The following is a 15,350-nucleotide window of genomic DNA, read 5'->3' as shown; positions in this document are numbered from 1 at the left end:
AAATGAAGCGATAGTTGATTTGCATTCCAGGCGGCAATTCTGGAGACCTCCGCCTCTTTAGCGTCCGCCGGCGAGGCACCAAACCCAGTTATCTCCGTTGGACAAGGAATAGATTTGCCGCCTGGATTGATGGGTAGTTTAGTTGAAAGCGATCCAGCGGGTAGGGATGGTTAAAATGATTTGAAGTAAAGAGATGGGAAGCGACACTTTGACTCCCATTCTTACTAATTATAACTATACTAAAATCCCTTCACTAGATAAAGAAAATTCAATTTAATTATTGTCAAATTCAAAGAAGATTAAACCTGCTATCCTTCATTTTAGTGAATGGGAACGAAAATGTTATCTTCGTTTTAAACTGATGATGCATCTTTGACTCGTGAAAATTATCGGGGGCTTTTCCATCTGTGGGTTCTTTTTTATGCAAAAAATCTTAAAGGTGAAATGCCATACTGACAAATCGTATCACTTGATATCGAAAAGCGCATGATTATATTGTAAAAGCAAAATTACATGACGCACGCAATGACACAACTTACATGGGCAAAGGGACGCTTGACCTGTTAAATCGAAAATCCGAGGAGATCACGTTTTAATAAACATATTTCGGATGATGAGATAATCAACCCCATTGATCAGGCATTTAACCTCAAACAAGACAATAGAAAATTAAAATTTGTATCCGTTTCCGGTACTACGAAGCAAAATAAAGTAACGATCTTATAGGCGCGGGATAAAAACCCGGTAAATTAAGCACAAGGGAGGCATCCTTAGCATTTTGGTGGACACCTCCCTTGTTTATATTTTAAATCATTTGAATGAACAAAAACATCTTATGATAAAACCCGATGAAGCATTTACTGGTTTTGTCTCTCATCGCAATAACTTCTCAAAAAAACCGAAACTATTGCTGATAGCGCACCTCTCAAAACAATAACACCCCGGAAAAACCGGCATTATTGCTGATAGCGCTATCCTGCGAACAGATCAATGTAGATTTACACGGACATTTAAAGTCTTTGAATGCAAGGATTGTCCCGATCCCAGAAAGGCTATGCGAAATAATGGTTACCGTTCATGCCAACCCAGAGATCAGTCTGCTCTAATTGATAAGCAAGCTGTAAAAGTTTATGTTCTTTTCCTTTGCCAGTCATCACTTGCACACCCAGCGGCAGACCGTTGTCACACCTGTGAACTGGCAAAGACATTGCCGGCTGCCCTGTTAAATTGGCCAGCTGTGTAAAAGGTGTATAAGTGAGGCTTGGGAGGAACATTTCCCAAATGATTTCCTGTTTCTGTGAGGCGGGAGCTTGTTCCATTTTCTCTTTCAATTGCAATTGCGCATATGTGTCAAAAGTGAGTTCGCCGATTGCCGGCGCGGGATAGGCTGTTGCTGGTGTGATGTAGAAATCATATGCTTGGTGCAATGCTGCCATTTGTGCTGCCGCTGTATCCCAGGAAGCCAGGCTTGCCGAAAATGCAGCGGCATTCACCGCTTCACCTGCCCGATTTAGCAGCCATGACTCGATTTCCATATCTTCCGCAGTCAATGGTCTGCCGAAAGCTTGCTGCAGGTCTTGAACAAGGGAAGCCATTTCACCACTGTTCATCAAAAAATAATTTCGCATCAATTGATGCCCGTCCACACCGTTTTCTTTTTCTTCTACAATATGGCCTTGGCTTTCAAGCCAGTTTACGGTCTTCATGACTGCTTCCCTTGCATCCGCACTGACCGGGGTGCCGACTGGCGAAACTGTAGAAAAAGCGATGCGCAATTTTTGCTTAAAAGGTTTTTCCATGGCAGCTTTGTAACTTTCCGCAAATAAAGGGGTTTGAAATGCTGCCTCAGGCTGAATCACCTGCAAAACATCCAACATGGCCGCACTGTCCCTGACACTCCTGCTTAATGCAAAGTCGATCGAAGCACCTTGCCACTGACGGCCGGCACCAGGACCTACAGGGGTCCGTCCCCTTGTTGGCTTCAGTCCGAAAAGACTTGTAAACGATGCGGGAATTCGTATTGATCCTCCCCCATCGCTCGCTCCAGCGAGTGGAACAATGCCAGAAGCGATCGCAGCTGCGGTTCCACCGCTGGAACCGCCTGGAGAAAATGCTGGGTCCCACGGATTTCTGCTTGGTCCATATAATCTAGGCTCCGTTATATTTTTCAATCCGAATTCAGGTGCATTGGTGTGCCCCATAAAAACAAAACCCGCAGTTCGCAGTCTTTTCACGAAGTTTGAATCACGACTGGCTTTGGACTGCTCCAATAAACGCGAACCGGATGTGAGCAGCTCTCCTTCCAATGCCTGTGATATATTTTTCAGCAAAAGCGGCACTCCCGCGAACGGTCCTTGATGATCCACCGCAATATGATGTGCCTCATCCAAGGCCTTTTCCATTCTTTCATGGACCACCGCATTGAGTCGCGGGTTTACTTTTTTTAGCTGCTCGAAGCTGCACGAGAGCAATTCAGCAGATGTAACCTGCTTGGCACGTATTTGCTGCGCCATCTCTGTCGCGTCCCATTTTAAATATGTATCTAGTTCCATCTCGTCTCCTCCCTTACTACCAAGATTGTATCATCGAACTGGTAGCAACCCAAGGGGCAAGCTGTCCGTCTGTTTTTTTGCACCAGGCATTATTTTTGCTGAGGAGGCTGCGGGGGCTGCCGGCCGCTATCATCACTATTTTTCCAAGGAGGATCAATTATGCGATGTAACTTTTGATTCACCTTATATATCAAATAGGGAATGACAAATGAAGCAGCAGCACAGACCAGAACCGACATGTCTGGCATCAGGCCAAGAATGCTTTTCCACATATGACCACTCTTTTCGTATAAACGTATATGCAAGCTTTTCAGATGAATTGATACTTGTTTGCTGACACCTTACCACTGGCCTTTTATATTTGTTCAGGTTATGGAAAACTGGCGGTGTTTCCGTTAATTTTTATGCAGTACTTTCGTACGATCCGTAGTGCCAAAGGAACGCAAAATCGTCTTCACCGAAACGTCGACTTGACCATTGGCAAAAAGCTTCCTGCCTTGTTCCCAGTTGGGCTTTAAATGTTTTTCCCAATGATGATAGTCATGATTGTAAAGATAAGTGCCAAAACCGAAAACGTCAGCATTCAATTCTTTTTGGCTCTTTGTGATAGACCTTTCCACAAGTGTTTTAATCTTTTCCGATATTCTTTTTTCCATAGCATCTATGTAACCTTCACGCAGCAATCTTTTATCACCGAACATCTCATCGATTCTTCCTTCCACCGTTATTTTCACTTGCAGCTTGACTTTATCCGAATTAGAGGTGTCGACCTTCACCTTTCCTCTGGAATCTTGAATCTCAAAACTCATCAATCGATCAGATATCTTAAATTCTACACCGCCGCCTTCTACACTTCCTGTCGTCAGGTTTAGACCCATTGTTTCGGCAGGATCAAGCATCCCGACAAATGTATTGTTATAACCATGAAAAACTGCCACGCCGCTGAAATCAATGCTGTTTTCGGCCATGGAAGCGACGGGAATTGCAAAGCTGTCGTTCCCCAATAAAAATTCATGTACTTTTCCAAGTCTGACAGGCTTTATGGTTCGTTTGCTCTGCAATGTGTTTTCCAGTATTTGATTGATATAGATAGCAGGAAGCTGATTCCCTTCACCTGCGTTGAAAGATAGATACTTTTTCGCTTTACCTTTTGTGATGACCACTTTAATATTTCGTCGCATTTCCGGATCACGCAAAAATATATCCATGATGCTGGAAAATAATTGCTTATGTTTTACCACTTCTTCTGAAACGAGCACGACCTTGATATGTTCATAATATGGTTGCTTGCTCGTTCTCGTATCCAGCTGGTGAGAAATGGTGAAGATACTGTCACCTGTCCCTGTGATGTTTTTATAAGCTTCTTGCTTCGAACCTGTACCTTCTTGCTGGGCTGGGGAATCTCCTGCCGGAATGACAAGCTGGTTGGTCAGGGACACTTCAAAATTCCCTTTGGATGTTCTTTCTGATCCATCAGCCATATCAATGGCTACTCCGATAATGAACCCCCGATCTTCAATGTTCGTGGAATCCCAGCAGCCGCCAAGCAGAAGCAGACAGATACCACAAACCAAACAGAGACAGGTTTTTTTAACCATTCCCTTTCACTCCTTTGACTTTGATGGCTATTGCAAACAAAATAAGTGTCAATAAGGAAAAAGAAAATGCGAAATAGCTTAGTCCCGTGGCAAATAGACGGACACTTTCCGTATTATGCGGTGTCATGGAAATAATGAAAATGATGGGTGCCAACGCAAATACGAATTTATGTTTGTCCACTTTTTTAAACAGCATGTTCAATGCATATACCGCAATATCGAAGGCCATGGCAGTCGTATTGAAAATAGCCATAACCCAAACAACAAAGAAGAGAGACTCGAAACGCTCAAAGATACCCCCGGGCAGTTCCGCTTCTTTGGCTAATTCTACAACCGGATAAACCAAATTGGATGTTACCATATTCCCGAATACACCGACACAGGCAAGATAAACCAATAAATACACCCCGATTGGGATGCACATTACTTTGGCTACTTTGCGTCCCAACTTTTGTGGTTTTTGGACAAGAGAAATATAAAACCAGATAATACCGAACCCTATGTAAGAGGTGATCCCAGACGGCATTGCCTTTATATAATCTTGCCAATCTGTTTGAAACACCGGCAGCAGATTATTGATTTCCACCCGTTTGATGTCAAGGGCGAGCAAAAAAATGAATATGATGAGGATGATCGGCAAAAACATGATATTCAAACGCAATATCCCTGCTCTGGAGCCTGCCACCGCATAAGACACTACCAGGAGAAAGGAAAGCCCGACAACTTCAAGCGGTGTCCGGTTAAATAAATAGTTTTGGGAAATGTCGGCGATTTCGCGCACCTCCAAGGCGCTAATCGCTATCGAAATAAAGCAAAACATGATGGTAAACATCCAGGCAACCGGCTTGGTAACAAGTTTCGCTGCATAAGAATAAAACGTTTCCCCAACAAAACGGGTTGTCACTTTTGTGATACATACAGCAATCACCATCGCGATGATACCGCCAAACAGAAGTGGTATCCAGCCATCAGCGGCAATCGTCCGTGATGCCAATGCTTTTGGCAGCGAAAGTACGCCTGAAGCGATAAGCATGGACGGCAAGGCTATAAGCAGCTCTCTTTGGCTGATTTTTTCATCACTATATTCAAAAGCCCTCATACATGCCTTACCCTCCCTTGTTTCCTGATTTTTTGTCTTTTGTTTGCATATAGACCGGTCGTTGATTGATTGTCGGAATCGGTGCTCGCACAACCAGGTCCTTCCAATCTTTTGGAAAGAAAGGTCCGAATGGCGCCGAATACGGAACACCTACACTTCTTAAATTAACAATATGGATATTTACCATGATATAAGCGAGAATGATGCCATAGAGCCCAAGAACCCCCGCAGCTATCATGAAGCCAAGTAAAATGATGCGAAATGAAATTCCCAGACTGTATTCCGGTATCGAGAAGGAAGCAACCGCATTCAATGCGATGATCACGACCATGACCGGGCTGACGATTCCTGCCGATACAGCAGCATCCCCAATGACGAGACCCCCAACGATGCCAATGGTCTGTCCGATCGTTTTTGGCAAGCGGGCGCCTGCCTCTCGCAATAATTCCATCGTAATGACCATCATCAATGCCTCGACAAATGGCGGGAACGGAACCCCTTCTCTGGAAGCCGCAATAGAAAAGGTCAGCTTCGTCGGGAGCATTCCAGGCTGATAAGACAGAAGGGCGATATATAAAGCCGGCATGAAAATGGCGATGAACGCTGCCAAATAACGCAATAAACGGGTAAGCGTTGCAATGGTCCACCGCTCATAATAATCTTCAGGTGACTGCAGGGCATTCCCCAATGTTGTTGGGGCAATCAAAACAAATGGCGTACCATCAAGCAGGATTGCCACCTTGCCTTGCAATAGAGCTGCTGCCACTTTATCCGGCCTTTCTGTACTGGTAATTTGTGGGAATGGTGAAAGAAAGCTGTCCTGCAGCCATTCCTCGATAAACCCCGTGTCAGGTGCATCATCCATGTCAATGGTTTGCAAACGGCGGTTTATCTCCTGCAGCAATTCAGGGTGTATAATACCCGCTACATAAGAGACAACTAAATTACTTTTTGACCGCCTGCCGATTTGGTATTCATCAAAGCGAAGATTCGGATCACGGATATTGCGTCGTACAAGCATGATGTTTGTTTGCAGATTTTCAACGAATCCTTCACGCGGTCCGCGGATGACGCCTTCTGAAACTGGTTCTTCAATTTGACGCCCTTCCCATCCTTTTGTGCCAATGTCCAATACAAAATCGACACCATCGAGTAAAAAAATAGTATCGCCATAGAGCAGACCATTGAACAATTCATCCAATGTTTTCACCGTTTTTACAATGGTGGCAGAAATGATATTCTCATAAATGACACGTAGCAGTTGTTTTGGTTTTTCTGGCAATTGCTTGCGCTCCGTAACAAGCTGCACATTTTTCACCACGTTACTCTGTATAAGATCATCATTGACCAAACCATCTATATAAATAATGGCACACTGCATGTTTGTGGAACGTACCGTGAACTTTCGAATGACTAAATCAGTTGGATTTCCGAGGATCTCCTTGACTCTAGATAAGTTCTCATCGAGTTTATCGCTGATATACAGTTCTTGTTGTTTACTTTGCTGCTTGGCTTGTGATTTTTGTTTCTTATTGAAAAATCCCATTTTTTCATCCCTTTATGTAAACTGCATTCATCTCAACGATATAAAACTTTTCCAAATGACAGGTTATCGTTCATGGTCATTTAAAACTGTCTGACTAAAAAATACCACTTGTATTTTATTTTCCCAAACCAGCCAATTTTATACAAAAGCAGCCTGTTGTAACCGCATAGAGGAATAAGTACCGGGCATACTATTTTTAATGTGCTAAAGGAGGAAGAGGCAGATGGCAGAAATAAATCATGAACATATCGACTTGACCGCAGCCGAAATTTCAACGATTTGGACTGAATACCAAAGTGACACATTGGCAATTATAGGCAGCAAATACTTTCTAACACATATCGAAGACCCGGATATTCGCAAAATGTTTGAAAAGTCCTTGGCCATAGAAGAGCAAAATGTGCAGCAGCTTGAAATGTTTTTTAAGAAGGCTGGTCATCCGATACCTCAAGGTTTTACCGAAAAAGATGTCAATTTGAATACCCCAAAGCTTTTTACCGATAAGCTTTGTTTAGATTATCTGTTGAACGCGACGGTTATCTCACTAGTCACCTATTCTGCGGCTTTGGCCAGTGCGGAACGGGATGATGTGATCGCTTTTTACTCCGAAAACTTGAAAACTGCCCAGGATACACATAAAGAGGCTAAGTGTCTTGCCAAAGAAAAAGGGGTTTATATACGGACCCCACAAATTCCCATACCGAAGCAAGTTACTTTTGTCAACAAGGAAAGCTTCTTATCAGGCTGGTTAAATCGCAGAACGCTCATCGGTACGGAAATCACTAACTTGGTATTCAATGCGAAACGCAACGCCCTTGGTCAATCCATCATCACGGGATTCAGCCAGGTTGCCCAGTCAAAAGAGGTAAGAAAATATTTTGAGCGCGGCCGGGAAATCGCCCAGAAACACATGGAGGTTTTCATTTCCATTTTGCATGAGGATTACTTATCAGAAGGCTCCCTGCTGACAACGTCCGGTGTAACAGAATCGAAGGACCCCCCATTCTCGGATAAAGCTATGATGGCATTAGTAACAACATTGATTGCTTCAGGGCTAGGACAATACGGCGCCGCTATGGCAGCAAGTCCAAGACATGACTTAGGGGTACACTATACCAGGCTGATGGCTGAACTGGCCAACTACTCCAATGATGGTGCGAAAATCATGATTGAAAATGGCTGGATGGAGCAGCCTCCTATTGCTGCGGATCGTAAAAAATTGGCAAAAGATTAGCTAGGCTTTGTATCCCTTACTGATTAGATTTTTAAGGATAGATACGAATCCCAAAGAGATGTTAAGCGGAATATTTATATCTATCTGAATGGAGGAATATGTAATGACTGGATTAAAGAACCCGCCGCTTGAACTGACTTCATCCGAAAATGCCAGACGCTTGAATGCCTTCATTTCATTCAGTACAAAAAGAAATATCAACATTTCTTTTCACTTGAAAAACCTGGAAGCAAAACAGCACATGTGTAAAGAGAATACTGGTATGACAATAGCAACGCCGTGGTCACGCCCTAGTTTGCAATATAACCGGTTAACTGCCAAAATAACGAGCTTTCTTCGTGAAGGAAAAAAGGGTTTAATTGAAAATGGCTGGATGGAACAAACCCCCATTGCAGCTGATTGCGACCTTTCTGTGAGGTAGGCTGCAAATCCCATGAATGAAAAACTAACCGGCAAAAGCAAACGGCTGGAAGCTATTTTATGGAGTATTGCGTTCCCTGGGTTTGGACAATTTTTAAATAAGAAATATATAAAAGGCATTGTTTTCATTGCGCTTGAGTTCATGATCAATGTCAAAGGGCATCTGAATCAAGTGATTATATATGGTTTTCATGGACAGACTCATCAGTCGATGACAGAAGCAAACTATTTATGGTTGATGTTTTATCCCTGCGTATATTTCTTTGCTATTTGGGATGCTTATAGAGATGCTGGCGGGGGAGAAAAACCATTTGCCTATCTGCCCTTTGTATCTGGAGCATATTGGATGACCCTTGGCGTCGTTTTCTCTACCACCTTTTCGTTTGGCGACGTCTTTATCGGGCCAGTTTGGCTGGCGATTATATTTGTACCCATCGGTTTATTCTTTGGCATTTTAACCAGATGGATCATTTTACGTTTTTCTGAAAACTGATGGCACAAAAACAAGTTTTCCACTTGCCTGCGCGCTTGTATGGTTCGATTTCCCCTTTTCGTTGGATAAATCATCCGTTTACTTACAGTACAGTCATTTTCATGAGGTCTCATTACAACAGACATGGCAAATGCCATGTTTTCTATTTCCCTCAGAAATGTATGAACAACAAAGCCCGTTCATATGATGTATGGAATCATCCAAGGGAGGAAAATAGATTGAACTGTCACCGCACTTCTTATTTGATAATCATCTTAACGTGTCTTCTGCTGGCAGCTTGCAGCAGTGCAGCAAATCGCCACGATGAACAATCCGGGGGGAAATCTCACGCAAATCCGAAAGATGGCGGCAGCATCACAGGTGGCATGTTTTCGGCACCAGAAGGAATGTTCAACCCGCTCTTTTACGAAGATGTCTATGAAGCAAATATTATTGATTTCGTCTACGAAGGACTGGTCAAACAAGATAAAGACTTATCGTACACCGGCCAACTTGCGAAATCATGGCAGATGAACAAAGACCGCACAACCATCACTTTTCATTTGAACAAACATATCACTTGGCAGGATGGTGAAGCATTCACAGCGGACGACGTTGTTTTCACCTATGCATCTATGGCTGATCCCGATTATATGAAAACCAGCGGTGTTCATGCTTCTTATGTAGTATCATTGCTTGGCTATGAAGCATTTTCCGGCGGCAAATCAGCCAATTTCAAGGGGGTCACGGCCGATGATAATCATACAGTGACCTTTCATTTTGAAAAGCCCGCAGTCAATCCGATGTTTATCGCCAGTTCTCCTATCATCCCAAAGCATATTTTCAAAGACATTCCTGTGAAAGACATGCCTGATGTCTCTATGGAAAGACAGAACATTATCGGGACCGGCCCGTTTCAATTAGATAAAATTCTTGAAGGTAAAAGCTATGTCCTCAAACGCTTTTCCAACTATTGGCAAGGCAAGCCTCATCTTGATAAAATCACCTGGAAGGTAATTAGTCAGTCGTCCGTTGTGACCCAATTACAGGCGGGAAAAATAGATATATTGGCTAATCCTGACAGTATTCAGCCTGCAGATTACGCGTTGATGACGGAATTCGAGCATTTGAAAATGATGGAACAGCCAGATCTAAGCTACCAAATGCTTGCTTTCAAGCATCATTACCGGACGAAAACCGATATCGAAAAACAAGTGCTCAACCCCTCACACTGGATTGCAAATACAAATGTACGGGATACTCAGATGAGACAGGCGATAGCGTATGCAATAGATAGAAATAAGTTAGTGAAAACATTACTCGATAACCATGGAGAAATTGCCCACTCGCCTATTCCTTCACAGAGCTGGGCATATTATGGCAAAGAAAGTGATCCTTATGATTTTCACCCTGAAAAATCCCGGAAACTGCTTGATGGTCTAGGCTATCAAGACCGCGATAACGATGGATTCAGAGAGGATATGTCTGGAGAAGAATGGATGTTGCATCTGGATTATCCAGCTGGAGATCCATTGCGTGCACAATCTGCCCAAGAAATCAAACACATGCTAAAAAATGTCGGCATCAGGGTAAAACTTCGCGAAACAAAAGATATGTCTGTATACGTAGACACCATGGTAAATGACGACCCCAGCTGGGATTTATTTCTGCTTGGCTGGCAGATGGAGCAGTCTGATCCAGACCCGAGCAATTTCTGGGCAAGCCGTTCCAGCTATAATTTCTCCCGCTGGCACAATGAGGTGTCGGATAGCTTGTTAAAAAAGGGCGTCTCGGCTCCCGAAGCATTCAAACAAGCGTACCGAAAAAAAATATATGCCAAATGGCAAAACTTGTTCATGAAGGATTTGCCAGTGCTCCCGCTTTACACGCAACACCACCTATGGGTGCATCACACTCGTCTGCACGGGATCAAGGTACTGCCATTCACCATGTACGACAGCCCCCATAAATGGTGGATTGACGGCTGAAGAGACGTGGCAGATGATATTATCAAACCAAAAGCCGGGAGAATGAAAAACTAAACGACATGAAAACATGCTGCAAACGGGCTGCCTTGAAAAGGAAGCCCTATTTTGCAGCAAGAAATGCCTTAGACTATTTCACATTTGCCCAATAGGAAGATTCATTCATTCGCTAAATGATATTACATAATCATTTCCTTCGAGAAAACGGCGGATTCGTTTTTCAGCGTTCTTTGACGTAAGTCGGGTTAGCCGTGATAAACAGTCCGCTCTTGATTTGATACATGTGGCCATCACCTACTGGGAACTTGTCTTTTATGATGGTGAAAACCTCCCCTTTATGGACGATAACTGCTTTATCATCCCAATTAGCCGTGTGGTATGTCCACAAGGAATCCGCCAATATCTCAATATACTTCGTCACCTCTTTTTTTTTCAAATTGAAGGCCTTTGCGAGACCTGCCGCATGTCCTCTTGCAATTTTCTCCTGGAATGCAGCAGACTTCAATTTGTTCGCGTCATCGGCAAAATCAATAAAACCATTTTCAGTCAAGACTGCAGGCATCGCCGACTCCCTGACCATATGAAAATTATCCTCTTTTTTTCCACGGTTACTAAAGCCAGTTTGCTTGACCACTTCTTCGTGAATGATACTGCGCAACTTTTCCGTCTGAGCTTTCCCTGCATAACTGCCGTTATAGATATACGATTCAAAACCGCTTCCGCCACCAGCGTTAATATGAACGGACAATAAATAGTCCGCTTTCCAGCTATTGGCCATGTTCGTACGTTCATCCAAAGATAGATATTCATCTTTGGTACGAGACAGCTTCACAAGACAATCGTATTCCTTTTCTAATATAGCTGCTAATTTCTTACTGATTGCCAGAGTCAAGTCCTTTTCCTTCAGACCATATCCCTGTGCGCCAGCATCAGAACCTCCATGTCCAGGGTCAATGAATAGTTTCACCAAAACTATTCCTCCTCCTTTTGTTTTTTCCTTTCCTCCGGAATGATATTCTTCGTGCTGCTGTACAATCCGACTGATGACAGGCCCAAAGCGATACCAATCAAGATAGAATGAGGGAGACTTTCGGATTCCACATAGAAGATTCCCGCAAGAATCCCTAATATGACTGCTAGTAAAGGTGCAAATCTCTTTGGCATCCGCAGCACTTTTGCCACTTCTATCAATCCCAGTATGATCGGTATCAGCATCACTGCATATGGCTGCACCTCTATCATGATTACACCTCCCTTCTGCTAGTAAAATATGCAGACAATCCCTTGCGTGAAACGGCATATGATGCGCTGAAAATTGAAACACCCCGTCAACGGCGGGGGGGGGCTCACACAACATTCTTTATTTTATAGAAAATTTTATAGAAAGCTGCATTCCTTCCTTTTCTCTTAACGGATGATAGTCTTCAATTCTATTACCCGCAGCATAGCAAGGAGGATCAATAGATGATAGAATAAAAGAAATGATATGACTATTGGAGGAAAGAATATGAGAATAGATAAAGATAGATTAAAATATCTTGTAAAAGACAAGCTGCAAAAAGCGGGATTGCAAAGCGAGCATGCTGAAGTGACTGCAGATGTGCTGGCGTATGCCGATTTGCGGGGAATTCATTCACATGGTGCGATGCGAACGGAATATTATGCAGAGCGAATAGCCAAAGGCGGAATCAATGTCCAACCGAAAACCAGCTTTGAACAAACCGGTCCCAGCACAGCAATATATGATGGGGATAATGGCGCAGGGCACTACATGGCGAAGGAAGCCATGAAGGAAGCAATTGCGATGGCGAAAGAACAAGGCGCGGCGATTGTCGGTGTGAAAAATATCAGCCACAGCGGGGCGTTATCCTATTTCGTCGACCAAGCAGTCAAGGAGCAAATGATTGGGATCTCTGTCTGCCAATCCGACCCGATGGTTGTCCCTTTTGGCGGTACAGAGCCTTACTACGGAACAAACCCGATCGCATTCGGGGCTCCGGGAGAAAAAGGAAAAAGCATGATATTCGACATGGCAACGACTGTACAGGCTTGGGGGAAAATTCTGCATGCCAGATCAAAAAATGAAGCGATACCAGATAACTGGGCGGTTGACTCAAATGGTGAACCAACTACGGATCCTTTTAAAGTAAATGCACTTTTGCCTATTTCAGGGCCTAAAGGATACGGGTTGATGATGATGGTCGACGTGTTGTCAGACATTCTCCTTGGACTGCCATTTGGTAAAAACGTCACCTCGATGTATGAGGATATGACTGCTTACCGCAAGCTTGGGCAATTACATATCGTGATCAACCCGGCATTCTTCACCAATGTGGAGACGTTTTTGCAATCGATTACACAGACAATGAATGATTTGAACCAAATCAAACCGGCTCCAGGTTTTGAACATGTTCTCTACCCCGGACAGCCAAATGAGATCCAGCAACAAGCGTACGAAAAGGATGGCATCGAACTGGTCGATGACATTTACGACTACTTGGTTGCAGACACCATCCACCGCAATGCCTACGATCAAAAAAATCCATTTGCAGAATAAATGCAGCGGGGGCTTCCCCACTGCATTATTGTTATTCAGTGTTTTATCTCAATCACAAGCAATCTGAATCCATCAACCATTCAGCTATCCAACAAAGCTGCCAATTTCAATCCAGTTCCAATATGTCTCTGCAGGCCAGTGCCATCCGCAGTCTGAGAGAATGCTCCGGAAGATTAATCTTGCATTGCAGACGTTTTTCACATTTTTCAATTCTATATTTGACAGTGTTACGATGGATGTACAATTTACCTGCAGTCGCGGTAATTTCGCATTGGTTATCCAAAAAAGCAGCCAGTGTCGCAATTAAATCCTTCTCTTCCTTCGTGGCCGCATATGCCAATGAACGCATCGTTTCCTCATAAAAGTCGCGCACATTGTCTTCAGGAATCATTCGAAGTAAAGACCGGACATCCTTCGTTTTATAAAAGCGGATCACGCGGCTTTCCCCTGCTGTAACCGCTGTTTGTAAAGCATCGATTGCTTCCATGTACACATGTGGTATCGCCATGAAATCGTTTGTGAAATTGCTGATGCCGATGGAGATGGACAATTGATAGTCCGTCTCCATCCGCAATTGAAATAGACGCAGCGCCTCATATACGGCATGTTTCAAATGCTTATCATACTTTTGGGGAAATTGGTAAACGACACCGAAATACCGATTTTTCATAAACGTTACCGGTTCCATAAAACGCTCTTTCAATAAATCTGGCAATAACTCAAATATGAATTGGGATAAGCTGTTTGTTTTACGTTCCTGATCGAAGGTTGTCATCTGTTCTTCCTCATCAAGGCAGCAAACAGCGCAAAGGTACTTATAACCTTTCTGAAGCCCAAAATGGGCGCCACGGTGAATAGCTTCTTCTTCAGATAAGATATTGCCATCTGTGAATGCATGAAAAAAGTTGTTTTTGGCTACCCTTTCGTTTTCTTTGATCGCTTCAAATTTCAGCAAGGTAGAAGAAATGACACTTGCAGCCTGTTCAACTACGGGAACAGAAACTGCCTTCACATCCATTCCTGCGATAACAAGTATATGTGGATAGGCATGTGATGTACCAACCGGGAATATCAACAAAGGGATTGATTTCCCTTGAAATTCCAGCTCTTTAAAAATCGGATGGCTGTCATCATTGTAAAAGGGAATATGATGCCGGAAGTGGGATTGCAGTTTTTTCTGCAGGCCGGGCATCTCCAGACAAACATGATCGATAGAAGCAACAAGGTATCCGAACGGATTGTATAGAAAAACCGCCGTCTCAAGTAAGTAACCCAGCTGTTCAACGAGGCGCTTTGTGGAAGCACCTTTGACCATCATGGCTGCAAATTTCTTTTGCACTTTGAAGGCTTCAAACATATCGTCCATTTTGTTTCCCCACAAATAGCGGAGCAACACATGGCTGATATCGGTCAGTCTGTCTTCCACAGGCAAGCTGATAACCGGGAAATCCAGTATATTTGCTACTTCCAAAGCATCTTCAGGAATTTCCTGCATGAACCTCTCTACTTTGATAGCCAGCCCTGAGCAATTGGCTGCATTCAATTCAATGATGAGCTGCCGAAAGCGATCAGGTTCTCTCTGTAAAGAGAAACCAGTGGTGAGCAATAAAGCATTCTCCGTTAAAAAATGAGCCATATCAGGGGTATCCAATGTTTCCACCGTCTCCACCATCCGACTGGTCCCTTCTTCCCCGGCAATGATCCGGGCATTATGCAAAATGTCCAAGGTTAATAAATGCTCCAATGATTCCATCTTCTGTTTCCTCCATTTCCCTGCATTTGCCTGCTTATCGGTTTTGGAACATATTATACACTTTGCACAATACAGCTAAAAATTTTTATCTGTATTGACCCATGATGAAAGACACATCATCTGATAAATTGGTT

General features: G+C 43.4%; 12 protein-coding genes. 5 read left to right on the top strand and 7 right to left on the bottom strand.

Annotation, left to right across the window (positions count from 1 at the left end; translation table 11 throughout):
* Positions 1-1,052 precede the first annotated feature (1,052 nt).
* The 4 genes from ACFSMW_RS18455 to ACFSMW_RS18440 form a co-directional block, all read right to left on the bottom strand.
* Positions 1,053-2,552 carry an amidase gene (locus ACFSMW_RS18455; protein ID WP_390357773.1) on the bottom strand — a complete coding sequence of 500 codons (1,500 nt, stop codon included), beginning with the start codon at positions 2,550-2,552 and terminating at the stop codon, positions 1,053-1,055.
* Between the two features lie 395 nt (positions 2,553-2,947).
* Positions 2,948-4,150, bottom strand: coding sequence for a Ger(x)C family spore germination protein (locus tag ACFSMW_RS18450; protein WP_390357772.1), 1,203 nt, complete (start codon positions 4,148-4,150; stop codon positions 2,948-2,950).
* Positions 4,143-5,249 (bottom strand): GerAB/ArcD/ProY family transporter, encoded by a 1,107-nt coding sequence (locus tag ACFSMW_RS18445; RefSeq protein ID WP_390357771.1) that lies wholly within the window; start codon positions 5,247-5,249, stop codon positions 4,143-4,145. Before ACFSMW_RS18445 ends, ACFSMW_RS18450 begins: the two co-directional genes overlap by 8 nt.
* Before the next feature lie 7 nt (positions 5,250-5,256).
* Positions 5,257-6,795: a spore germination protein gene (locus ACFSMW_RS18440; protein ID WP_390357770.1), complete on the bottom strand. Its 1,539-nt coding sequence runs from the start codon at positions 6,793-6,795 to the stop codon at positions 5,257-5,259.
* Positions 6,796-7,018: 223 nt separating this feature from the next.
* Between ACFSMW_RS18440 and ACFSMW_RS18435 the strand changes: the two genes are divergently transcribed.
* The 4 genes from ACFSMW_RS18435 (at position 7,019) to ACFSMW_RS18420 (ending at position 10,909) form a co-directional block, all read left to right on the top strand.
* Positions 7,019-8,029, top strand: a complete 1,011-nt coding sequence (locus ACFSMW_RS18435) for a DUF3231 family protein (protein ID WP_390357769.1) — start codon at positions 7,019-7,021, stop codon at positions 8,027-8,029.
* A 103-nt stretch (positions 8,030-8,132) separates the two neighbouring features.
* The gene (locus tag ACFSMW_RS18430; RefSeq protein ID WP_390357768.1) at positions 8,133-8,450 is read left to right on the top strand and encodes a hypothetical protein; all 318 of its coding nucleotides are present in this window, start codon (positions 8,133-8,135) and stop codon (positions 8,448-8,450) included.
* Between the two features lie 12 nt (positions 8,451-8,462).
* Positions 8,463-8,942: a hypothetical protein gene (locus tag ACFSMW_RS18425; protein ID WP_390357767.1), complete on the top strand. Its 480-nt coding sequence runs from the start codon at positions 8,463-8,465 to the stop codon at positions 8,940-8,942.
* A gap of 218 nt (positions 8,943-9,160) precedes the next feature.
* Positions 9,161-10,909, top strand: coding sequence for an ABC transporter substrate-binding protein (locus tag ACFSMW_RS18420; protein WP_390357766.1), 1,749 nt, complete (start codon positions 9,161-9,163; stop codon positions 10,907-10,909).
* A 217-nt stretch (positions 10,910-11,126) separates the two neighbouring features.
* On the opposite strand, the gene ACFSMW_RS18415 is transcribed toward ACFSMW_RS18420, so the two are convergent.
* Positions 11,127-11,873 (bottom strand): N-acetylmuramoyl-L-alanine amidase, encoded by a 747-nt coding sequence (locus tag ACFSMW_RS18415; RefSeq protein WP_390357793.1) that lies wholly within the window; start codon positions 11,871-11,873, stop codon positions 11,127-11,129.
* Between the two features lie 5 nt (positions 11,874-11,878).
* Positions 11,879-12,148, bottom strand: a complete 270-nt coding sequence (locus ACFSMW_RS18410; protein WP_390357765.1) for a hypothetical protein — start codon at positions 12,146-12,148, stop codon at positions 11,879-11,881.
* A gap of 265 nt (positions 12,149-12,413) precedes the next feature.
* Between ACFSMW_RS18410 and allD the strand changes: the two genes are divergently transcribed.
* Complete coding sequence (gene allD / locus ACFSMW_RS18405; RefSeq protein WP_390357764.1) at positions 12,414-13,463, top strand: ureidoglycolate dehydrogenase; 1,050 nt, start codon at positions 12,414-12,416, stop codon at positions 13,461-13,463.
* A gap of 106 nt (positions 13,464-13,569) precedes the next feature.
* On the opposite strand, the gene ACFSMW_RS18400 is transcribed toward allD, so the two are convergent.
* Positions 13,570-15,216, bottom strand: a complete 1,647-nt coding sequence (locus ACFSMW_RS18400; RefSeq protein WP_390357763.1) for a PucR family transcriptional regulator — start codon at positions 15,214-15,216, stop codon at positions 13,570-13,572.
* Positions 15,217-15,350: the final 134 nt, after the last annotated feature.

The organism is Tigheibacillus halophilus (assembly GCF_042683165.1).
GTDB classification, from domain to species: domain Bacteria; phylum Bacillota; class Bacilli; order Bacillales; family Amphibacillaceae; genus Tigheibacillus; species Tigheibacillus halophilus.
Note: the sequence above shows the minus strand (reverse complement) of the source record. Positions and strands in the feature narration are given on the sequence as shown.